General features: G+C 71.6%; 20 protein-coding genes. 10 read left to right on the top strand and 10 right to left on the bottom strand.

Going from position 1 to position 20,716, the window contains the following annotated elements:
- Positions 1-7: 7 nt before the first annotated feature.
- Positions 8-958, top strand: coding sequence for a tyrosine recombinase XerC (locus ACFPYL_RS09885; protein ID WP_379153403.1), 951 nt, complete (start codon positions 8-10; stop codon positions 956-958).
- Here ACFPYL_RS09885 and ACFPYL_RS09890 read toward each other — a convergent pair.
- Positions 906-1,517: a M23 family metallopeptidase gene (locus ACFPYL_RS09890; RefSeq protein ID WP_379153405.1), complete on the bottom strand. Its 612-nt coding sequence runs from the start codon at positions 1,515-1,517 to the stop codon at positions 906-908. The two genes, ACFPYL_RS09885 and ACFPYL_RS09890, sit on opposite strands and share 53 nt — an antisense overlap.
- A gap of 393 nt (positions 1,518-1,910) precedes the next feature.
- On the opposite strand from ACFPYL_RS09890, the gene rpsB reads away from it, so the two are divergent.
- The 8 genes from rpsB (at position 1,911) to rlmN (ending at position 8,293) form a co-directional block, all read left to right on the top strand.
- Entirely contained in the window at positions 1,911-2,855 is a 945-nt protein-coding gene (gene rpsB, locus ACFPYL_RS09895; RefSeq protein ID WP_379153407.1) for a 30S ribosomal protein S2, read from the top strand.
- Positions 2,856-2,897: 42 nt separating this feature from the next.
- Positions 2,898-3,710, top strand: a complete 813-nt coding sequence (gene tsf, locus ACFPYL_RS09900; protein WP_379153409.1) for a translation elongation factor Ts — start codon at positions 2,898-2,900, stop codon at positions 3,708-3,710.
- A 120-nt stretch (positions 3,711-3,830) separates the two neighbouring features.
- A complete protein-coding gene (gene pyrH / locus ACFPYL_RS09905) occupies positions 3,831-4,544 on the top strand; it encodes a UMP kinase (RefSeq protein ID WP_379153411.1) in 714 nt (237 codons plus the stop codon).
- 32 nt (positions 4,545-4,576) lie between these two features.
- Positions 4,577-5,131, top strand: coding sequence for a ribosome recycling factor (gene frr, locus ACFPYL_RS09910; RefSeq protein ID WP_379155430.1), 555 nt, complete (start codon positions 4,577-4,579; stop codon positions 5,129-5,131).
- A 17-nt stretch (positions 5,132-5,148) separates the two neighbouring features.
- A complete protein-coding gene (locus ACFPYL_RS09915; RefSeq protein ID WP_379153413.1) occupies positions 5,149-6,021 on the top strand; it encodes a phosphatidate cytidylyltransferase in 873 nt (290 codons plus the stop codon).
- On the top strand, positions 6,021-6,536 hold the full coding sequence (locus ACFPYL_RS09920; RefSeq protein WP_379153415.1) for a histidine phosphatase family protein: 516 nt from the start codon (positions 6,021-6,023) through the stop codon (positions 6,534-6,536). The genes ACFPYL_RS09915 and ACFPYL_RS09920 overlap by 1 nt, the downstream gene beginning before the upstream one ends.
- Before the next feature lie 190 nt (positions 6,537-6,726).
- The gene (locus ACFPYL_RS09925) at positions 6,727-7,113 is read left to right on the top strand and encodes a hypothetical protein (protein WP_379153416.1); all 387 of its coding nucleotides are present in this window, start codon (positions 6,727-6,729) and stop codon (positions 7,111-7,113) included.
- Between the two features lie 55 nt (positions 7,114-7,168).
- Positions 7,169-8,293, top strand: coding sequence for a 23S rRNA (adenine(2503)-C(2))-methyltransferase RlmN (gene rlmN, locus ACFPYL_RS09930; RefSeq protein ID WP_379153417.1), 1,125 nt, complete (start codon positions 7,169-7,171; stop codon positions 8,291-8,293).
- Between the two features lie 24 nt (positions 8,294-8,317).
- Here rlmN and ACFPYL_RS09935 read toward each other — a convergent pair whose 3' ends face one another.
- The 8 genes from ACFPYL_RS09935 to ACFPYL_RS09970 form a co-directional block, all read right to left on the bottom strand.
- Positions 8,318-9,931 (bottom strand): TIGR03767 family metallophosphoesterase, encoded by a 1,614-nt coding sequence (locus tag ACFPYL_RS09935; protein WP_379153419.1) that lies wholly within the window; start codon positions 9,929-9,931, stop codon positions 8,318-8,320.
- Positions 9,932-9,958: 27 nt separating this feature from the next.
- Positions 9,959-10,882 (bottom strand): LOG family protein, encoded by a 924-nt coding sequence (locus ACFPYL_RS09940; protein WP_379153421.1) that lies wholly within the window; start codon positions 10,880-10,882, stop codon positions 9,959-9,961.
- 9 nt (positions 10,883-10,891) lie between these two features.
- A complete protein-coding gene (locus ACFPYL_RS09945; protein ID WP_379153423.1) occupies positions 10,892-11,752 on the bottom strand; it encodes a serine protein kinase RIO in 861 nt (286 codons plus the stop codon).
- 164 nt (positions 11,753-11,916) lie between these two features.
- Positions 11,917-12,351, bottom strand: coding sequence for a hypothetical protein (locus tag ACFPYL_RS09950; protein WP_379153425.1), 435 nt, complete (start codon positions 12,349-12,351; stop codon positions 11,917-11,919).
- A gap of 147 nt (positions 12,352-12,498) precedes the next feature.
- Positions 12,499-13,752 carry a YeeE/YedE family protein gene (locus tag ACFPYL_RS09955; RefSeq protein WP_379153427.1) on the bottom strand — a complete coding sequence of 418 codons (1,254 nt, stop codon included), beginning with the start codon at positions 13,750-13,752 and terminating at the stop codon, positions 12,499-12,501.
- A 24-nt stretch (positions 13,753-13,776) separates the two neighbouring features.
- Positions 13,777-14,949 carry a hypothetical protein gene (locus ACFPYL_RS09960; RefSeq protein ID WP_379153429.1) on the bottom strand — a complete coding sequence of 391 codons (1,173 nt, stop codon included), beginning with the start codon at positions 14,947-14,949 and terminating at the stop codon, positions 13,777-13,779.
- A 22-nt stretch (positions 14,950-14,971) separates the two neighbouring features.
- Positions 14,972-16,942: a hypothetical protein gene (locus ACFPYL_RS09965; protein ID WP_379153431.1), complete on the bottom strand. Its 1,971-nt coding sequence runs from the start codon at positions 16,940-16,942 to the stop codon at positions 14,972-14,974.
- 128 nt (positions 16,943-17,070) lie between these two features.
- Positions 17,071-18,405 (bottom strand): rhodanese-like domain-containing protein, encoded by a 1,335-nt coding sequence (locus tag ACFPYL_RS09970; RefSeq protein WP_379153433.1) that lies wholly within the window; start codon positions 18,403-18,405, stop codon positions 17,071-17,073.
- A 92-nt stretch (positions 18,406-18,497) separates the two neighbouring features.
- On the opposite strand from ACFPYL_RS09970, the gene ACFPYL_RS09975 reads away from it, so the two are divergent.
- Complete coding sequence (locus ACFPYL_RS09975) at positions 18,498-19,928, top strand: M1 family metallopeptidase (RefSeq protein WP_379153435.1); 1,431 nt, start codon at positions 18,498-18,500, stop codon at positions 19,926-19,928.
- A gap of 12 nt (positions 19,929-19,940) precedes the next feature.
- Here the strand turns inward: ACFPYL_RS09975 and ddaH are convergent, their stop codons facing one another.
- Positions 19,941-20,705 carry a dimethylargininase gene (gene ddaH / locus ACFPYL_RS09980; protein WP_379153437.1) on the bottom strand — a complete coding sequence of 255 codons (765 nt, stop codon included), beginning with the start codon at positions 20,703-20,705 and terminating at the stop codon, positions 19,941-19,943.
- Positions 20,706-20,716 lie beyond the last annotated feature (11 nt).

The raw sequence follows: 20,716 nt of genomic DNA on the forward strand, positions 1-20,716 counted from the left end.
TGGGGGGATGACGGAGCAGGTCGACGCGGTCGAGGCCGACGACGCGCTGCCGGAGGCGATGGCCGGCGTGCTGGCGGCGTACGAGCGCCACCTCGCCATCGAGCGCGACCTGACGCCGCACACGGTGCGCGCCTACCTCGCCGACGTCGCGAGCCTGCTCGACCACGCCGCGCGGCTCGGTGACACCGACGTGACCCAGCTCGACCTGCGCACGCTGCGCAGCTGGCTGGCGAAGCAGCAGACGATGGGGCGGTCGCGCACCACGATCGCCCGGCGGGCGACGGCGGCGCGGGTGTTCACCGCGTGGCTGGCTCGCACCGGTCGGATCCCGACGGACGTGGGGGCCAGCCTCGGCTCACCCAAGGCTCACAAGTCGCTGCCGCCCGTGCTGCGCGCCGACGAGGCGGCCGAGCTGATCCGCTCGGCCACGGAGCACGCGGACGACGGCAGCCCCACCGGGCTGCGCGACATCGCGATCCTGGAGCTGCTCTACGCGACGGGGATCCGGGTGGGGGAGCTGGTCGGGCTCGACGTCGACGACGTGGACCGCGAGCGCAACGTGATCCGGGTCTTCGGCAAGGGCCGCAAGGAGAGGACGGTCCCCTTCGGGAGGCCGGCCGCCCGGGCCGTGGACTTCTGGGTCCGGCACGGCCGCCCGCAGCTCGCCGTCCAGGGGTCGGGCGCCGCGCTCTTCCTGGGCGCCCGAGGCAAGCGGATCGACCAGCGCGCGGTGCGGACCATGGTCCACCGGCGCATCGCGGACGTCCCCGGGGCGCCGGACATCGGCCCGCACGGGCTGCGCCACACCGCCGCCACCCACCTGCTCGAGGGCGGGGCCGACCTGCGCTCGGTGCAGGAGCTGCTCGGCCACGCCTCCCTGGCCACGACCCAGCTCTACACGCACGTCACCACGGACCGACTGCGACGGGCTTATCAGCAGGCGCACCCCCGAGCATGACGGGCCAGAGGCTGAGGGGAGAGCGCCACCGCTCGTACGGCAGCCGGACAGTGGTCCCGATCGGGAGGTCGCGCCACAGCGGGAGCAGCCGCACCGGCCCGGCGCCCACCAGCCGGAGCGGGTCGAGGTAGGTCTCGCCCTCGATCCAGCCCCAGTGCAGGCAGGCGAGCGGGAGGCAGTGCGAGCCGACGGGGTCGAGGGTGCCGATCGGCTGACCGGCCCGCACGCTCAGGCCGAGGGTTACCGTCGCGTCGACCGGCTCGTACGTCGTCCGCGTGCCGCCGTGGTCCACCACGACCACGCCGCGGCCCGCGAGCACCCCGACCCACGACACCCGGCCCGGGAGCGCCGAGCGGACCGGCTGGCCGGGGCGTCCGAGCAGGTCGACGCCGCGGTGGCCGGCACCCCACGGGTCGTCCGGGGGGTCGAAGCCCCGCTCGACCGACGGCGCGGGCGCGAGCGGCCAGACCCCCACCGGGTCGGTGTCGGCGGCGGCCGCGCGGGGCGGCCAGCAGCAACCGACGAGGAGCAGCAGGAGGGTGGCGAGACGCAGGCGCATGGGTCGAGGCTGCCTGCGGCCCGCGACCGTGGCGAACGCCCCACCCGGGGCTGGGGAACGAGGTGCCCGGAGGGCCTCCTGTGGACGGTTTCGGGCCCGCACGCAGCAATTAGCCCGTCCGGCGGGCGTGGACTACTCTTGTCCGTGCAACCCGCAAGGGTTGACTTCGCACGTCCGCAGACCGCGACGGGACCTGGAGCTCCGAGGACCCGATCACCCGCGGGCGCGTCCCACAGTCCTCCCGAGCGATCGGGGGGTCGGGCCGCGCGCAGGCGTCAGGGCCACCGGCACCCGTCGGCGGCACGAACTGCAAACAACGACAGAGCACGCCCCGGTCGGCCCTGGTTCAAGGACCGACACCAACGGTGCGGGCTCGCACAACAGGAGATCCACATGGCAGTCGTCACCATGCGCCAGCTTCTCGAGAGCGGCGTCCACTTCGGGCACCAGACCCGTCGCTGGAACCCCAAGATGAAGCGCTTCATCATGACCGAGCGCAACGGCATCTACATCATCGACCTGCAGCAGTCGCTGGCCTACATCGACCGCTCCTACGCCTTCATCAAGGACGTCGTCGCCAAGGGCGGCACCGTGATGTTCGTCGGCACGAAGAAGCAGGCCCAGGAGGCGATCGCCGAGCAGGCGACCCGCGTCGGCATGCCCTACGTCAACCAGCGCTGGCTCGGTGGCATGCTCACCAACTTCCAGACCGTGCACCAGCGGATCAACCGCCTCAAGGAGCTCGACGAGATCGACTTCGACGACGTGGCCGGCAGCAGCCGCACGAAGAAGGAGCTGCTCCAGATGCGCCGCGAGCGGGACAAGCTGAACAAGTCCCTCGGCGGCATTCGCGAGATGAGCCGTACGCCGTCCGCCGTCTGGATCGTCGACACCAACAAGGAGCACCTCGCCGTCGAGGAGGCGCGCAAGCTGCGCATCCCGATCATCGGCATCCTGGACTCCAACTGCGACCCCGACCTGGTCGACTACCCGATCCCGGGCAACGACGACGCCATCCGCGCCGTCGGCCTGCTGACCCGCGTGGTCGCCGACGCCGTCGCCGAGGGCCTCATCGCTCGCTCCGGCGCCAAGGCGTCCGAGGGCACCGAGGCCGTGGGTGCCGAGGAGCCGCTGGCCGAGTGGGAGCGGGAGCTCCTGGGTGGCGAGGCCGAGGCTGCCGCCGTCGAGGCCACCGGTGGCGACGCCGCCACGGAGGAGACCCCGGCCGCCGAGGCGACCGGTGCCGCGTCCGAGGCCGCCGAGGCGACCGAGGCCGTCGAGGCTGTCGAGGAGGCGCCCGCCGAGGCCGCCGCCGAGACGACCGACGCCCAGGCCTGAGCACCACCCACCACACTTCGGATACTTCGAGGAAGAAGGATCATGGCTAACTTCTCCGCTGCCGACGTCAAGAAGCTCCGCGAGCTCACCGGCGCCGGCATGATGGACTGCAAGAAGGCGCTCGACGAGTCGGACGGCGACTTCGACCAGGCCGTCGAGATCCTGCGCGTCAAGGGCGCCGCCAAGGCGGCCAACCGCGCTGCCGAGCGCGAGGCCTCCGCCGGTCTCGTCGCGCACGCCCCCGGCGTGCTCGTCGAGCTCAAGTGCGAGACCGACTTCGTGGCCAAGGGCGAGGACTTCGTCGCGGCCGCGCAGCGGATCGCGGACGCCGCGTCCGAGGCCAAGCCGGCCGACGTCGAGGCGCTCCGGGCGGTCTCGCTCGGCGACCAGACCGTCGGCGAGGTCGTCGACGGCCTCGCGGTCTCGATCGGCGAGAAGATCGAGCTCGGCCAGTACGTCTACTTCGACGGTGCGGTCGTGGCCTACATGCACAAGCGTGCGGCCGACCTCCCGCCGGCGGTCGGCGTGCTCGTCGCGTACGACGGCGACGCCGACGCTGCCCGTGCCGCCGCGATGCAGATCGCCGCGATGCGTCCGCAGTACCTCACCCGCGACGAGGTCCCCGCTGACATCGTCGCGCACGAGCGCGACATCGCCGAGAAGACCTCCCGTGAGGAGGGCAAGCCCGAGCAGGCGATCGCGAAGATCACCGAGGGCCGCCTCAACGGGTTCTTCAAGGACGTCGTCCTGCTCGAGCAGCCGTCGGTCACCGAGAACAAGAAGACCGTCAAGGCCGTCATGGACGAGTCCGGCACCACCCTGAAGAAGTTCGTCCGCTTCGAGGTTGGCTCGTAAGCGGATAGGTTTCTGCCAGACGTACGCCGAGGAGGCCGGTTCGATGACAGCAGCACTGATCATCGGACCGGCCTTCTCGCACTCCCAGCACGTTCGCACCGACCTCAGAAGGAGCCGCCCGTGACCGGTTACAAGCGAGTCCTGCTCAAGCTGTCCGGTGAGGTCTTCGGCGGCGGCAAGGTGGGCGTGGACCCCGACGTCGTGCAGAAGGTCGCGCAGGAGATCGCGGCCGTGGCCGAGGCCGGCGTCCAGATCGCGGTCGTGACCGGTGGCGGCAACTTCTTCCGCGGCGCCGAGCTCCAGCAGCGCGGCATGGACCGGGTCCGTGCCGACTACATGGGCATGCTCGGCATCGTGATGAACTGCCTGGCGCTCCAGGACTTCCTGGAGAAGATGGGCGTCGAGACCCGCGTGCAGACCGCCATCACGATGGGCCAGGTCGCCGAGCCCTACATCCCGCGCCGCGCGATCCGGCACATGGAGAAGGGCCGGGTCGTCATCTTCGGCGCCGGCATGGGCATGCCGTTCTTCTCCACCGACACCGTCGCCGTCCAGCGCGCGCTGGAGAGCAAGTGCGACGTCGTGCTCGTCGCCAAGAGCGGCGTCGACGGCGTCTACACCGCCGACCCCCACCTCGACCCGACGGCCACCAAGTTCGACGAGCTGACGTACGCCGAGGCGATGGCCCGCGGCCTGCGGATCATGGACCAGACCGCGTTCGCCCTCTGCGGCGAGAACAAGCTGCCGATGGTCGTCTTCGGCATGGAGCCCGAGGGCAACATCCTGCGCGTGGTCCAGGGTGAGAAGATCGGCACGCTCGTCAGCGCAGGCTGAGGGCACAGGACAACGAAGGAGCAGCGGTGACGATCAACAACATCCTCAACGAGGCCGACGGCAAGATGGACAAGTCGGTCGACGCGACCCGTGAGGAGTTCTCGGCGATCCGGGCGGGCCGGGCCCAGCCGAGCATGTTCAGCAAGATCGTCGTCGACTACTACGGCTCGCCGACCCCGCTCCAGCAGCTCGCGTCGTTCACCGCCCCCGAGGCCCGGATCATCCTGATCCAGCCCTACGACGTGGGCGCGATGGGCAACATCGAGCGGGCCATCCGCGACTCCGACCTCGGCGTGAACCCCTCCAACGACGGCAAGGTGCTGCGCTGCAACTTCCCGGAGCTCACCGAGGAGCGCCGCAAGGAGTACATCAAGGTCGCCCGGGCCAAGGCCGAGGACGGCCGTGTCGCCGTGCGCAACCTGCGGCGTACGGCCAAGCAGGGCCTGGAGAAGATCGAGAAGGACGGCGAGGTCGGCAAGGACGACGTCACCGGCGCCGAGAAGCGGCTCGACGGCATCACCAAGAAGCACACCGACGCCATCGACGAGATGCTCAAGAACAAGGAGGCCGAGCTGCTCGAGGTCTGAGCAGGTCGACATCCTCCATGAGCGAGACCACCACCCCGGCGAAGACCGACCACGGCCGGGCAGGCCGCGACCTGCCCGCCGCGATCACCTCTGCCCTCGTCCTGGTCGGGGCGATCCTGCTGTCGCTGCTCTTCTGGAAGACGGCGTTCATGGTGATCGTCGCGATCGCCGTGGTGGTCGCGGTCTGGGAGCTGCACCGAGGCTTCGGCGCGAAGGGGATCGACCTCCCCGAGCAGCCGCTGATGCTCGGCGGCGTGGTGATGGTCGTCGTCGCGTACTTCTGGGGCGCGCCCGCCCTGGTCACGGCGACCGCGGTCGCCGCGCTGATGACGATGCTGTGGCTGCTGCGCCGCGGCGTGGACGGCTACGTCCAGAACGCCACGGCGTCGGTCTTCAGCCTGATCTACGTGCCGTTCCTCGGCTCGTTCGTCGCCCTGCTGCTCGCCGAGGGCGGGGGAGTGAACGCGCACGGGATCGACGACCCGGGCGTGCAGGGCATCATCACGTTCATCGCGATCACCGTCGCCTCCGACACCGGCGGCTACGTCGCGGGCGTGCTCTTCGGCAAGCACCCGATGGCCCCGGTCATCTCGCCGAAGAAGTCCTGGGAGGGCTTCGCCGGCTCGGTGGTCTTCTGCCTGGTCGCCGGCTGGGCGCTGGTCGTCTACCTGCTCGACGGCGACTGGTGGGTCGGGATCGCGCTCGGCCTGATCGCCGTCGTGATGGCGACCCTCGGTGACCTGTGCGAGTCGGTCATCAAGCGCGACCTCGGCATCAAGGACATGAGCCAGGTGATCCCGGGCCACGGTGGCCTGATGGACCGGCTCGACTCGCTGCTCGCCACGGTCGCCCCGATCTGGCTGCTGCTCCACTACGCGGTCTTCACGTAGTGCTTCACCTGGTCCGGCACGGTCGCCCGCTGGTCGAGCCCGGGCTTCTCCCGAGTGCCTGGGAACTGGACCCGGCTGGCTTCGACGCGATCTGGGCGCTCCGTGAGTCCGGGCGCCTGCCGGCCGTGGCACGGTGGTTCTGCTCTCCTGAGCCCATGGCTCTGGCCACGGCCCAGTTGTTGACGGACGCGGAGGTCGGCGTGGTGGACGGGCTGCGCGAGCAGAAGCGGGACACGCCCGATTGGATCGAGGACTTCGCAGCGACGGTACGCCGCGCCTTCGCGGACCCCGACCGATCGGCTCACGACGGCTGGGAGCCTCTCCGCGTGACTCGTGAGCGAGTGGTGACGACCGTCCGTCACCTCATCGACGAGCACCCGGGCGAGGACCTCGTGCTCGTCGGGCACGGCACGGCGTGGACGGTCCTGGCGGCAGCCCTGAGCGGCACCGAGCCCGACCTGGAGAGGTGGGCGGCGCTGGCGATGCCCGATGTCCTCGAGGTCGTCAGCACGTAGGCCTGCGTAGGATCACCACCCTGTTTCGCCACGAAACTCACGCCTGGACGACGAAGCTTCATCGTCCAGGCGTGAGTTTCATCGGTCGGCCGATGAAACTCCGGGGCCGGCCGCTCGCCGCCGTCTCCGAGGGCGGCGCGCCGCCCCCACTGGCGCGGGTGCGGCTCGGCACGACCTAGCATCATCAGTGATGAGCACGGACCAGGACACCTCACCGACGGAGCCCACGGGGCCCCACGACCCAGCCGGCGAGCCGACCACCGAGCGGCAGCCGGACTGGTGGCACCGTGACCACCCCACGTTCGCGTCCCTGACCGGCTTCTTCACCGGCCTGGCGTTCGTCGTGCTCGTGCCCGGTCTGTTCATCGCCCTGCTGCACGTGCTCGTCGACGACGAGACCGCCGAGGACCTCTTCCCGTTCGTGATCGTCACGCTGGCCGTGCCGATCGGGCTCGTCATCGCTCCGCGCACGCGTCGCTTCGGCATCTACATGCTGATCGGGGTCGTGGCGACCGCGCTGGTCGTCGGCGGCGTCGCGGCGCTGGTCCTCTGGTTCATGATCTCCCGGGACGCCTGAGCCGCCCCGGGTCACGAATCGCCCCGGACCCTCGACGGGTGGGAGAATCGGCACGATGTCTGAGCGCACCCCCCTTCCCCTGGTCTTCGACGAGCCGCGCGGGCGCAAGAAGCCGCCGCCGCACCTCGCCGACCTCACCCCCGACGAGCGGAAGGCGCGCCTCGAGGAGCTCGGGCTGCCGGGCTTCCGGGCCAAGCAGCTCTCGACGCACTACTTCGCCCGGCTGGTCGACGACCCGGCCGAGATGACCGACCTCCCGGCGACCCAGCGCGACGAGCTGGTCGCGGGCCTGCTGCCCGACCTGATGACCCCGCTGCGCACCATGGAGGCCGACCGGGGCACCACCCGCAAGACCCTCTGGAAGCTGTTCGACGGCGCCCTGGTCGAGTCGGTCCTGATGCGCTACCCCGACCGCGCCACCATGTGCGTCTCCAGCCAGGCCGGCTGTGGCATGGCGTGCCCGTTCTGCGCCACCGGCCAGGGTGGGCTCCAGCGCAACATGTCGACCGCCGAGATCGTGGAGCAGGTCGTCGCCGGCGCCCGGGCACTCGCCCGCGGTGAGGTGCCCGGCGGTCCGGGGCGCGTGTCCAACGTCGTCTTCATGGGCATGGGCGAGCCGCTGGCCAACTACAAGGCCGTGATGGGGACCGTACGCCGCCTCACCGACCCGACCCCCGACGGTCTCGGCATGAGCGCGCGCGGCATCACCGTGTCGACCGTCGGTCTGGTGCCGCGGATGCTCCAGCTCGCCGAGGAGGGCATCCCGGTCACGCTGGCGCTCAGCCTGCACGCGCCCGACGACGAGCTGCGCAACGAGCTGGTCCCGATCAACACCCGCTTCTCGGTCGACGAGACCGTCGACGCCGCCTGGAACTACGCCAAGGTCACCAAGCGCCGGGTCTCGATCGAGTACGCCATGATGCGCGGCATCAACGACCAGGCCTGGCGCGCCGACCTGCTCGGCGACGTGCTCCAGGCGCGCGGCGACTGGGGCTGGGTGCACGTGAACCTGATCCCGCTCAACCCGACCCCGGGCTCGAAGTGGACGGCGTCCGACCCGGCCGACGAGCGCGAGTTCGTGCGTCGGCTCGAGGCGAAGGGCATCCCGACCACGGTCCGTGACACCCGCGGCCGCGAGATCGACGGCGCCTGCGGGCAGCTGGCCGCGACCGAGTCCTGAGGACCCGGCCGCGCCAGCGGCCGGCTACTTCTTCTTGGGCTTCTTCTTGGGACGCAGGAACTTCGGCGCGGGCAGCAGCAGCTCCACGTTGCGGGCGTTGCGGGCGCCGCGTCGGTTCTCGTCGTGCTCCTGCCAGTCGTTGGCGGCCAGCAGGCGCGAGAGCCCGGCGAGCTGGACCGGGTCGGTCGACCCCAGGTCGGGCTCGACCGCACCGCCGTGGTCGAGCATCGTGGCGAAGATCGACAGCGAGCCGTCGCGGTTGTTGACGATCTCGAGCAGCCGGGCCTGCTGCGGCCAGTCGATGTGCGAGGCGGTGTTGATCTCCCAGAACCCGCCGACGACCTTGCCCTTCTTCTTGCGGGGGTGCGCCCAGATCTGGTTGGTGTGCGTGTGACCGTTGACCCACGCCACCACCTGCGGGCGGGCGAGCAGCTCCCGGGTGATCAGCGCCGAGAGGTTCTCGTCGGTGAACGAGGAGAGCGGGTGGTGGCTGAACAGCACGACCAGCTTGTCCTTGCTCCGGTCCAGGAGGCGGAGCAGCCAGCTGAGCTGCTTGTTGTCGAGCGCACCCTGGTCCCCGGACGGGGCGACGGTGTCGAGCACCACGGACCGCACCAGGCCGCGGGGGCCCTGGTCGAAGTAGTAGTACGCCGTCTTCTTGGCCTTGTTCTCCTTGGTGAAGCCGTGACCGTCCGGCGTGCCGGTGGTCGTGAAGTGCTCGTCGACCCAGGCGGCCTTGTCGAGGATCCGGCGGTCGGGGTCCGCCGTCACGGTCCGGTTGAGGCCGCCCTTCACCTTCTTGGACGTGCCGATCGCCGTGGCGTTCTGGGCGGGCGAGTGCGGGAAGTTCCCCTGGATGAGGCCGTCGTGGTTGCCCATCACGGCGTACCACGGCATCGTCAGGCCGACGGCGTCGAACGGCTGGCGGGCAGCGTCCAGGAGGCCGGGGATCACCGGGAAGCCGTACGTCGCACGCGGGGCGTCGTCGGCCTTGCCCAGCGGCGTGCCCTCGGGGTGCCAGAACTCCGGGTCGTAGAAGTCGGGGTCCTGGTCCATGACGCCCTCGTAGCGGGTGAGGTCGCCGGAGTCGACCCGGAGCGTCCCGCCGTCGAGCACGTCGATGTTCCAGCGCAGCTCGTTGTACTGCCCGGTGTCGGAGTTGTCACCGGTCTGGATCGTGAAGGCCAGCTTGCGGCCGGTCACCGGGCCCCGGCGGACCGCGTTGATCTGACGCACCATCGCGTCGGCGACGTGCGCGCTCAGCAGCTCCTGGGGGCGGTAGGCGCTGGAGCTGAAGCTCTCGCCGTACTCCGCGCGGATGGGCGACTGGCAGTCCATGATGTGCACGTCGCTGATCTGGGCGAACGCCAGCAGCGAGCCGCGCCGCTTGGCCCGGCCGGCCCGCGCCTTGGCGCCGAGGCCGCCGCGGACGACGTACGACTCACCGGGCTGGGTGACGACGGGGGCGAAGCCGCCGACGCCCGCGGGCCCCTTCCCGAGCACGGTGGTGCGGGTCGTCGACCGGGCGAGGGGGCCGGTGCCGGCGACGGCGGCATCGGCGAGACCGACGCCTCCGGCGGCGATGACGGCGCCGGCTGCGGCGGAGGTACGGATGAGGTCACGGCGTGAGATCTGCACCGCGTCAATCTAGGCTTCGCCGCCGGTTCACGTCCCCGAAACAATCAGGTTCACGGCCTCGGCGAGCGAGTCCACGAGGTGCACGTGCTCCTCCATGGCGCGGCCGCGCGCGATGGTGCGCAGGAGCGGCCAGGCGGGCAGCTCCTCGGTCCAGTACGCCGCGCCGACGAGCACCATCGGCGCCACCGCGTCCTCGGTCGCGTAGTAGTTCTCGCACGCGTCCTGGAAGATCTCCTGGACGGTGCCGCCGAGGCCGGGGAGGAAGACGATCCCGGCGTCGCACACCTCGAGCAGGGTCGCCTCGCGCGTGGAGTTGCGGAAGTACTTCGCGATGGCGGTCGCGAACACGTTCGGCGGCTCGTGGCCGTAGTGCCAGGTCGGGATGCCCAGCGTGTCGGTGTCGGCCGGGAACCGCTCGAGCACCTCGAAGGCCCGCCGCACCCAGGCGTCGACGCTCGGCTGGTAGGACGGGACACCGGCGAGCTGGGCGAGCGCCGCGTCGAGGTCGTCGGGTCGCCCGGCGAACCGGGCACCGAGGTTGGCGGCCTCCATCGCGCCGGGCCCACCGCCGGTGGCGACCACGTGGCCGGCCCCGAGCGCTGCCCCGAGCCGCGCCGCGTCGGCGTACGTCGGCTCGCCGCGCTCGAGGCGGTGCCCGCCCATCACGCCGACCAGTCGCCGGCCGGAGGTCCAGGAGTCGAGGGCGAGGTCGATGGCATGGTCGTGGAGCGCGCGGGCCAAGGTCGCGGCCCGGGTGCGGGGTCGGCGCGACCATGCGTACGCCGACCCGTCGAGCGAGTCGGCGTACGCGCCGTGCCCGTAGAGCTCGGCGGCGGTGTAGAGCGAGGTGCGGGCCGTGTCGACCGGGACGTCCGGCTCGTCGGCCATCCACAGCTCCAGCTGGGTGACGGCCTCGACGGGCTCACCCCGGACGACTCCCGGTCTCTGCACGGCCCGACTCTAGAACGCGTACGCCAGCAGCTCCGCGAACAGCTCGTCGCCGTCGACCTCGAGACCCCGGGAGCGGAACCACGTGCACACGTTCGTGCAGTCGCGGAGCAGGAACTCGTGGCCGGCGAGGTTGCCGGCCAGGTCGACGACCTGGGGCAGGTCGATGATCACCAGGCGGTCGCCCGCGGCCAGGATGTTGTAGGCCGAGAGGTCGCCGTGGACCATGCCGTTGCCGACCAGCGTGACGAGCGCGTCGCGCAGCTGGTCGAAGTACGACGCGAGCAGCGCCGGGTCCGGCCGGGTCTGGGCGAGCCGCGGCGCGCTCTCGCCCTCGTCGTCGGTGATCCACTCCATCAGCAGCTCGACGCCGTCGATCTGCACGGGGTAGGGGACCGGCAGGCCGAGCGCCCAGCAGCGCTTGAGCGCGTCCCACTCGGAGATCGCCCACTCGCTGCTGGCGACGATCTTGCCCCAGGTGCTCTTGCGCTTGAGGGCGCGCTCGTCGCGGGAGCGCTTGACGCTGCGGCCCTCGGTGTAGGACGCGGCACGGTGAAACGTGCGGTGCTCGTTGCTGCGGTAGCGCTTGGCGACCATGATCACCGACTCGCCGGGTGCCGAGCTGCCGGGGACAGCGCGCTCCACCAGGAACGCGTCGGCCTCCTTGCCGGTCTTGAGGATGCCGAGCTCGGTGTCGACCGCGGCCTGCGAGGTCACCACCCAGTCGGGGCGGGGCTGCGGGCCGCGGCACAGGGGCTCGACGTCGAGCCAGGTGGACCAGCGCTGGCCGTCGGCGAGGTCGTCGTACGTCTCGAAGTCGAAGACGAAGGAGGGGTCGAGGTCAGAGATCTCGGAAGGGGTGTCGTGCGTCATCGGTGTGGGTGCTCCAGGAAAGAGAGGAAGAGTGGTCTGCGGACAGGCCAAGGACAGTCATGGACATGTCACGCTCCTCTCGGTCGGGCACCGGTCGCTCCGGACGCTCGGGGCCAACTGTGCAGGCTGCCGCCGGGGGCGGCAACCGAATTAACCGTGGCGCTCTAGAAGTCGCCGCTCTCCTCGACGAAGCAGCGGTGGGGGTCGGCGGTGGCGGGGACGTCGACGACGAACGTGTAGTCGGCCGTCTGGTGGCCCCTGACGTCGACGGTCCTCCCCGCCGTGACGGCGGGCAGCCCCGTGCCGGCGTCGCGGACTCCGGCGGTCAGCGCGACCGCGGTCCGGTTGCGGATGGTGGCGTCGAGGTGGGTGCGGATCGTCGTCTGCCGGGTGCTGGCGTCATAGCTGCACGACGACGCTGCCGGGGTGGCGAGGTCGAAGTCGACCACGTCGACGGTGTCCTCGCGCGGCAGGTGGGTGACCGCCGTGGCCGTGACTGCTGCGACGGCGAGGATGACGACCGTGAGGACCCCGTAGGTCCGGGCCGTGATCCCAGGAAGCCTGGCGTCCCTGACGCCGGGGATGCGCTGCTTGTTCATGGCTGCCTGCCGATGCCGAGAGGTGTGCTCACACCGTGGTGCATCGAGTATGCGCGCGCGCCACCCGACTTGTCAGCAACCCACTCGGAAGCAGGACGCCCCGCCCGGGGGTGCGCCGGGCGGGGCGTCGTTCAGGGAGCGACAGCTCTAGCAGATGCTGTCGCTGGGCTTCGGGTTGGTCAGCCCGAGGAGCGGCCGGAACGCGAGCCCGACGTAGGTGCCGACGAGTGCCATCACGCCCCACAGCCAGCCGTGCAGGCTGAAGGAGGCGATGCCGCCGAAGTAGGCGCCGATGTTGCAGCCGAAGGCGATCCGGGCGCCGTAGCCCATCAGCAGGCCGCCGATGACCGCGCCGACCGCGAGCCGGAGGGGGACCCGGCGGTGCAGCACGAACGCGCCGGCCGCCGCGGAGGCGATCAGTGCGCCGACGATGATGCCGAAGTCCATGACCGAGGTCTTCTCGGCGAAGATGCCGGCGTCGTACTTCGCGAGGTTGGCGGGGTCCTGCCAGAAGCCCCACGACAGCACGTCGACGCCGACGAGGTCGAGGATCTTCGAGCCCCACAACGCGAACGCGAACGTCACGCCCCACGCACCGCCGGAGACCCAGAGGGTCGCGGCGTTCAGGCCGGCGAGGAGCAGCGCCCCGACCCACAGCGGCCAGGAGCCGCGCACGATCCGGGCGGCGCCCTCGGCGACCGGGGCCGGCTCGACGTCCGGCACGGAGCGGTTGCGGGCGAGCAGGTACGTCGCGCCGACGACCAGGCCCATCAGGACCAGCGAAGCCGCCCACGCCCCGGCGTACCCGCCGAACCAGTCGGTCAGCGAGATCGGCGCGTGGCTGGGCAGCTCGTTGGTCCACCACGGGAACTGGTAGGCGCCGAGGGTCGCGCCGCCGATGAAGCCGCCGAGGGTCAGCAGGATCGCGGTGTGGCCGCTGCCGATGGCGAACAGCGTGCCCGACGCGCAGGAGCCGCCGAGCTGCATGCCCACGCCGAACATGAACGAGCCGACGAAGAGCCCGAAGCCGATCGGGGCGAGCGTCGGCAGCGCCGGCACGTCCTTGAAGCCGATGCCGTTGGCGAGGATCGGGGCGAAGAGCGTGCACGCCACCGCGAGCATCAGCATGTGCGCCCGCAGCGCCTTGCCCTGCCGGACCGCGACCAGCTGCCGCCAGGCGGAGGTGAAGCCGAAGCGGCTGTGGAACAGCACGAACCCGAGCGAGAGGCCGAGCGCGAAGAGGATCGCCGGCACCTGGCCGGAGCTGCTGTAGACGAGGCCGCCGAGGACGAGCGCGGCGACCAGGCCGATGACGACGACCCGGGCTTGCGGGGGAGGTTCGGTGGCCGCGACCGGGGCGAGCCCCCGGGAGTGCTGGGTGGACCTGTGGGTGGTGGACATGGTGGAGCCTTTCCGAGAGGTGCGTCAGCTCGCGCCGAGCGAGCCGACGGGGGTGACCGTGCCGCCGGGGAACCAGGCGACGACGGTCTCGTGGGAGGCATGGCCGCTGCTCGCGGGCATGTAGGCCGCGCGGGACGCGGCGTAGAGGCCCAGCGGGCGAGGAGCGTCGCCGCGGACAGAACGCCAGGCGAGGTACGCCGGGCCCGTGGGGAGCTGCCCGGGGAAGTACGTCCCGAGCGTCTGGCTGAACTCCTGCGCGCCCTGGTCGCGGATGTCGAAGTCGAGCGCGAGCATCGCGCCCGCCGTCGAGTCCACGACGCCCGGGCTGAGCAGCCACGGCGCGAGCCAGGTGCCGTCGGAGCGGATCGGCTGCTGCCGCAGCGGACGCGACGACACGTCGGCGAGGTCGCTCGCCGCCGTCGTCCACCCGCCGAGGACCACCAGCGCGTTCCGGTCCCCCGGGGCGTCGTCCGGCCGGACGATACGGACCCCGGCCTCGCCAGCCAGCCCGCGCACCAGGTCGTACGCCGCGACGCTGCGGGCCGACTCGTCGTGCTCGACGGCGATCTCCTCGACGCCGCGGTCGACGAGGGTGTCGACCACGCCGCGCAGGGAGTCCGCGTCGTGAGCGGTGAGCGCCGATGCGGGGCAGTCCGTCGGGGCCTGACCTGCGGCGAGCACCGCCGCCGTGGCGACCGCGACGCACTCGGGCCCGTCGTCCCCGACCCAGTCCGCCGTGTCGACGGGGTCCGTCCCCGTCTCGACGATGAACGGGAGCCGGTGCGTCGGACCGTGGGTGACGAGCACCGTGCCGCTGCCCTCGGGCAGGTCCACGACCGCCCAGAGCCCGTCGGTCCCCGGCCGGGGCCGGGCGCGGACGAGGTCGTCCTCGCTCGTCCCGACCAGGACCGGCGGGGAGCTGCGCCCGTGGTCGTGCGTGCTGTCGACCCGCACCAGGTTGGGCCCGGGTCGCGCCGGGGCGACCGTGATCGTGAAGGTCACGTCGTCGTGACGAAGGCGCTGCACGCTGGGGACGCCGGGTGTGCGGCTGCCGCCGAGCACCTGTTGACCGTCGGTGCGGGCCGACCAGTCCCGGACCAGCTGGTTGCCGGTCCGGTGCTGGTCGTCCGCGCCGAGCCCTGCTGCGTAAGCAGAGACCCCCACGAGGAGGCCGCCGACCAGGACGGCGGCCCCCACGCGCAGAGCGTTCGTACGTGCGTTACTTGATGTCGTCATCGGCCGTGACGAAGAGCATCGAGTGCGGCTTGGCCGGACCCCAGTCGCCGTGCGGCCAGGTCTCCCGGTCGAAGTCGATGCAGGTGTCGCCGGTCGTCTCGTCCTTGAACGACGCGTCGGTCGTGAGCTGCTGGTCGCTCCCGACGTCGACGAGGCAGACCCGGTGGTCACCGTTGAGACCGGTGCGCGCCACGAAGTAGTTCGAGTACGCGATCCGCTTCACGTCCTTGGTCTCGTGGAAGTACCCGTCGTCCCCGACCGCCAGGTTGTCCAGCGCGCCCCAGTGCGGGCCGCCCGGTGCCGGCAGGATGTCGGTGACCGCCGGGCAGTCGCTCTCCGCGCCCCCGTTGACGGTCTCCTCGATCGTGTCGATGGTGCAGGTGGTGTCGGTGCCGGCGGCGAGCAGGTCCTGGATGTCCAGCTTGAGGATGTACGACGGGGACCCCTCGTCGGTGCCGCTGGGCTGGCGCCCGGCGACCGCGTGGTAGAGGTACTTGTCGTCCAGGCTGGTCTGCAGCCACCCACCGTTGGAGCCGCCGCCGTACGGGTTGCGGTCCGGGTCGGCCTGCTTGTTGGACGTCGTGAGGTCGAAGACCTCGCGCCACTCGGGCTTGGCGGCCGTGATGTCGGGGGCGTAGTAGATCGCGCCACCCTGCATCGTCTCGGCGAAGGCGCCCTGGTGGCCGGGCAGGTTGGTGACCGTGGTCTCCATCGCCGCCCGCGGCTCCTCCTGGTGCGGCACCTTGCCGACGCGGGGGCCGTCCGGGAGGAACGACACCGCCTTCAGCTTCGGGTGGTCCTGGTCGGAGATGTCCCAGGTGCGCACCGTCGGCCGGCGCAGGTACGACGAGGGCGCCTGCACCGGGTTGAGGATGATGTTGCGCGGCTCGTTGTAGTCGCTGGTCACCAGCGTGTCGAGGTCCTCGCGGGCCTGGATGCCGTGCGGGTTCGCGCAGGTGGCCGCGGCCAGCTGCGGGATGTTGTCGCAGCGCTGCTCGGTCTCCGCGGTCTCCGGGGTCGCCGGAGCCTCGTAGACGGTCTTGCCGTTCTCGTCGAGGCGGACGACCTCACCGGGGGAGCCGGCGAAGCCGTTGCCGATCCGGGTGGTGCCGTCGGAGTAGGTGCACGGCCCGGGGACGTCGGGCCCACCCATGTAGGTGCCGTACGCCGAGCCGTCCTTGGTGACCCAGTAGGCGTCGGGCACCGAGCCGCAGAGCGTGTCCGTGGGGAGGTTGACGTGCTTGAGCTCCAGGGCGGGGAGCTTGCTGGTGTCCAGGACGTAGGTGACGTCGGTGAAGAGGCCGCCGGCGAAGATGTTGTTGCCCTTGTGCCAGATGTACTGCATGTGGTGCGGCTCGTTCTCGACGAGCGGGCCGACGGTCACGGTGTTGACGACCTTGCCGTACGACGCCGACCCCTTGGTCGCGTCGACGACGGCGAAGAAGTCGGGACCGATCTGGTCGCCCTTGCCGAGCAGGTCCGGCGTGACGACGTCGGGCAGGTTGGTCAGCTGCTTGCCGGACCGGTCGAGCACGTTGTTGTCTCCGGCCCAGACCACGAGGTACTCGTGTCGCTTGCCGTCGTCGGGCACCCCGCCTCCGGCGCTGCCGCCGCCGAGACCGAGGTCCGGGATGGCGTCACCGAGGCCCAGGTCCTGGAGTGCCGTCGTCGGCACCAGGTCGGAGCGCAGGTGGTTGGTGAGCCAGTAGGTCTCGCCGTCGCCGCCCAGGACCTTGGAGGTCTGGCCGACGATGTCGCTGTTGAAGAGGCCCTGGACGAGTGCGTTCAGGGCCTGGATGGCAGGTCCGGCGATGTCGACCGGCTGGCCGGGGTCGTCCTCGGCCTGGACGGGTGCGGCCTGGAGGGAGCAGAGACCGAGCGCGACCAGCGCGGCGCCCAGGGCGGACCGGCGGAGCCGGCGGCCGCGGCTGGGCGCGGTGGATGGAGTGGACACAGAGGTGAACCTTCCCGAGAAGCGGGTCCCCATGAACCCGCATGTTGTCTAAGACAATCAAGTAACTAGATAAAAGTTACGTCCACATCACCACCTTCCTGCATCGTGGACTCGGAGTCGTGGTGTGGTCAGGCGGCGACGGTCGTCGCGATCGCCAGCTCGTCGACCCGGTCCCACGAGTCGTCGACGTGCACGACGCTGCGTCCGCTGCGGTGCAGCAGGCTCGCGGCGATGCCCGCGCGGTAGCCGGAGCGGCAGTGCACCCACAGCTCGCCCGGGGGGAGGTCGTCCCCGTGCCGGTCGACCTCGTGGACGGGCAGGTGCACGGCGCCGGGCAGGTGGCCGGCGTCGTACTCGTCGCGCTCGCGCACGTCGACGACGACCTGGGGCCCGGTGTGCTCGCGGAAGCCGGTCCAGTCGGTGCGTCGGAAGGTCGCGGTCAGGTCCGAGGGCGGGTCGAGGTCGTGGATGCCGGGCCCGTCGATGCCGATCGCCGCGAGGTCGTGCAGGGCGGAGCCGACGTCCGCGGGGGAGTCGTAGAGGAGCACGAAGTCCTCCTCCCACGGGACCAGCCAGCCGACGTACGTCGCGAACTGGTGGGAGTACTCCACGCTGACCGAGCCGGGCAGGTGGCCCCGGGCGAACGCCGCCCGCTGGCGCAGGTCGATGACCCACTGCCCGGCGAGGATCGCGTCGGTCACCTCGTCGCGGGTGACCGGGCGTCCCGGCCGGGGAAGCGCGCGGCCGGCGCCGGCGCGGTTGAGTGGCGCCATGTGGTCGTAGTGGGCCGGGACCGGGCCGAAGCCGGCGACCAGCTCCTCGACGAAACGGTCGCGGTCGAGGAGCAGGGCCGGGTTCACCAGCAGCTCGGCGCCCAGGGTGCCGTCGGTCTCGGTCGCGGCGCCCCCCGCGCAGAAGCTGCCGAAGCCGTGCGTGGGGTGCAGGTGGGTGCCGGGCTCGAGCCGGGCCAGCGTGCGCACGCTCGACCACTGCGCCCGGGCGAGCTCGTGGCTCAGCCGCGGGTCGACGAGGTCGGTGCGACCGACGGTGCCGTGCAGGAGGCTGCCGCCGCTGAACAGTGCGGCGGGGCCGTCCGCCGCGTCGCGGACGACGAAGGACTGGTGGTGGCGGGTGTGCCCGGGCGTGGCGACCACCGTCACCTCGAGCCTCCCGACCGGGACGACGTCGCCGTCCCGGACGCCGAGCCGCTCGAACTGCACCGGCTCGTCGGCCGAGAGCAGGTAGTCGGCGCCGTGCCGACGGGCCAGCGCCAGGGCGCCGGACACGTAGTCGTTGTGGACGTGGGTGTCGGCGACGGCGGTGATCTCGACCCCGGCCTCCTCGGCGGCCGCCTCGATCGGCGCGATGTCGCGCGGCGGGTCGACGACCAGGGCATGCCGGCCGTCGTGGACGAGGTGGGTGCGGTTGCCCAGCTCCGGGATCTCCGTCGTGCGGACCTGCATGCGCGCCTCCGTCTCAAAGTGCAGTGAGTCAGTAGAGTTATAACACAAACGACGGTGCAGGGGACGGGGGCGCGGTCGGGTACCTTGCCCGGGTGCTCCGCTCCCGCCGCTCCCTCGCCTCCGTCGTCGTCGGTGTCGCCCTGACGCTGACCCTCGGCGCCGCAGGCCCGACCGCGGGTGTCGACGGGCCGCCTCCGGGGGCCGCCGGGATCGGCGACTCCTACTTCCCGCTCGACGGCAACGGCGGCATCGACGTGCTGTCGTACGACGTCCACGACCGCTACGGCTTCCGGCACGGCCGCCTGTCCGGCTGGACGGACGTCCGGCTGCGCGGCACGGCCGCGATCTCCCGCTTCGACCTGGACTTCCTGCTGCCCGTGAGCTCGGTGCGCGTCGACGGCCGGCCGGTCCGCTACTCGCAGACCCGGCACGAGCTGGTCGTGCGGCACGCCCTGGAGGCCGGCGAGACCGTCGACGTACGGGTCCGCTACGACGGCCGGCCGGGGCAGTACGCGTACGCCGGGGAGAGCAACTGGCTCGCCGGTCGCGACGAGGTCGTCGCGATGAACCAGCCACACATGGCGCCGTGGTGGTTCCCCGCCAACGACCACCCGCTCGACAAGGCCCGGATGCGCGTCAGCATCACGGTGCCGAAGCAGCACACCGTCATCTCCAACGGCCGGCAGGTGCACCGACGCGCGCAGGGTGCCCTCGCGACCACCACGTGGCGTGCGGACGAGCCGATGGTGCCCTACCTCGCGTTCTTCGCCGCCGGGCCGTTCCGGGTCGCCAGCGGGGTCGACCACGGCCTGCCGTGGCTGGTCGCGGTGTCCAAGGCGCTGCCGACAGTGGCCCAGCCGGGCGCGATGCGGCTGATGCGGCAGACGCCCGCCGTCACCCACTGGCTCTCGACCCAGCTGGGCGCCTACCCGTTCTCGACGGTCGGCGGCCTGGCCACCAGCCTCGAGCCCGGCTTCGCGCTGGAGAACCAGACGCGCCCGACGTACTCACCCGCGAGCCTCGACCAGGTCACCGTGGTCCACGAGCTGGCGCACCAGTGGTTCGGCGACTCGGTCGCGGTGCACCACTGGAGCGACATCTGGCTCAACGAAGGGGCGGCCACCTTCATGGAGTGGCGCTGGTCCGAGGTCAACGGACAGTCGTCGGCCGACCAGCGGATGCGCCGGACGTACGCCACGACCGACGCCGACGACGCGTTCTGGCAGGGCGAGGTCGCCGACCCGTGCCCGACCGGGGTCAGCTGCGTGGACCGGATCTTCGCGCCGTTCGTCTACGAGCGCGGGGGGATGACGTTCCAGGCGCTGCGCAACCGGATCGGCGAGGACGCCTTCTGGCAGCTGCTGCGGCGCTGGGTCGCCGACCACCGCGGCGGCAACGGCTCGACCGCGGAGTTCCAGGCGCTCGCCGAGGAGGTCAGCGGCCAGGACCTCGACGGCTTCTTCGACGCCTGGCTGCACACCGAGAGCAAGCCGGCCGACACGGCCGACAACGGGCTCGGCTGATCCGCCTCGGGGCTACCCCCTGAGCCGGACCGACAGGCAGGTCACGCAGCCCTCGAGCTTCTCGAACTCGGAGATGTCGACGGCCACCACGCGCAGGCCGCGCTCCTCGAAGAGCGCGCGGGTGAGCGGCGCGCTGGTCGCCATCAGCACGCTGGACCCGTCGAGCACGACGACGTGCGAGCCGCCCTCCTCGGGCACGGGGAGGAAGGCGTCCCACGCCTCCGGGTCGTCGACGAGCGGCGCGAACCCGACGACCGTGCCGTCGGGCAGGGCCGTGACGGCCGACTTGAGGTGCAGCACCTTCGCCACCGGTACGCCGATCACGTCGGCGCCGAGCGGGGCCAGGTGCGCCGCGAGCTGCTCCACGCCCTCGGCGTTGGTGCGCCCGCCGAGACCCGCCCAGACCGTGCGCCCGTGCTTGAGCACGTCGCCGCCGTCGAGCGTCCCGGGCGCCTCGATGTGGGCGATCCGGTAGCCCAGCGACCGCAGGGCGACCTCGGTGGCCGCCGTCTCCGGCTTGCGCTCGTCGGCACCCGGGCGGCTGATCACGGCGAGGTCGTCGAGCACCACGACGGTGTCCTCGACGAAGACCGCGTCGGGGCAGTCGTCGGCCGCGGGCACCTCGACGGTCTCCCAGCCCTCGGCCCGCAGCGCTGCGACGTACGACTCCCACTGGCGGAGCGCGAGGTCGAGGTCGACCGTCTGCCGCTCGAGGTGGGTGAGGAGCCCGTCGGCCAGACGGGGTCCGGGACGGCGGACGAGGGCGCGGGTGGTCATGCTCCCCATTC

The organism is Nocardioides hankookensis (assembly GCF_042658885.1).
GTDB classification, from domain to species: Bacteria; Actinomycetota; Actinomycetes; order Propionibacteriales; family Nocardioidaceae; genus Nocardioides; species Nocardioides hankookensis.

What these genes read in the sequence shown, in the direction of transcription:
- ACFPYL_RS09950 (WP_379153425.1), bottom strand. Translation starts at nt 12,351, where the DNA reads ATGAACAAGCAGCGCATCCCCGGCGTCAGGGACGCCAGGCTTCCTGGG.
- ddaH (WP_379153437.1), bottom strand. Translation starts at nt 20,705, where the DNA reads ATGACCACCCGCGCCCTCGTCCGCCGTCCCGGACCCCGTCTGGCCGAC.
- ACFPYL_RS09890 (WP_379153405.1), bottom strand. Translation starts at nt 1,517, where the DNA reads ATGCGCCTGCGTCTCGCCACCCTCCTGCTGCTCCTCGTCGGTTGCTGC.
- ACFPYL_RS09970 (WP_379153433.1), bottom strand. Translation starts at nt 18,405, where the DNA reads ATGCAGGTCCGCACGACGGAGATCCCGGAGCTGGGCAACCGCACCCAC.
- rpsB (WP_379153407.1), top strand. Translation starts at nt 1,911, where the DNA reads ATGGCAGTCGTCACCATGCGCCAGCTTCTCGAGAGCGGCGTCCACTTC.
- tsf (WP_379153409.1), top strand. Translation starts at nt 2,898, where the DNA reads ATGGCTAACTTCTCCGCTGCCGACGTCAAGAAGCTCCGCGAGCTCACC.
- rlmN (WP_379153417.1), top strand. Translation starts at nt 7,169, where the DNA reads ATGTCTGAGCGCACCCCCCTTCCCCTGGTCTTCGACGAGCCGCGCGGG.
- ACFPYL_RS09925 (WP_379153416.1), top strand. Translation starts at nt 6,727, where the DNA reads ATGAGCACGGACCAGGACACCTCACCGACGGAGCCCACGGGGCCCCAC.
- ACFPYL_RS09885 (WP_379153403.1), top strand. Translation starts at nt 8, where the DNA reads ATGACGGAGCAGGTCGACGCGGTCGAGGCCGACGACGCGCTGCCGGAG.
- ACFPYL_RS09945 (WP_379153423.1), bottom strand. Translation starts at nt 11,752, where the DNA reads ATGACGCACGACACCCCTTCCGAGATCTCTGACCTCGACCCCTCCTTC.
- ACFPYL_RS09915 (WP_379153413.1), top strand. Translation starts at nt 5,149, where the DNA reads ATGAGCGAGACCACCACCCCGGCGAAGACCGACCACGGCCGGGCAGGC.
- ACFPYL_RS09955 (WP_379153427.1), bottom strand. Translation starts at nt 13,752, where the DNA reads ATGTCCACCACCCACAGGTCCACCCAGCACTCCCGGGGGCTCGCCCCG.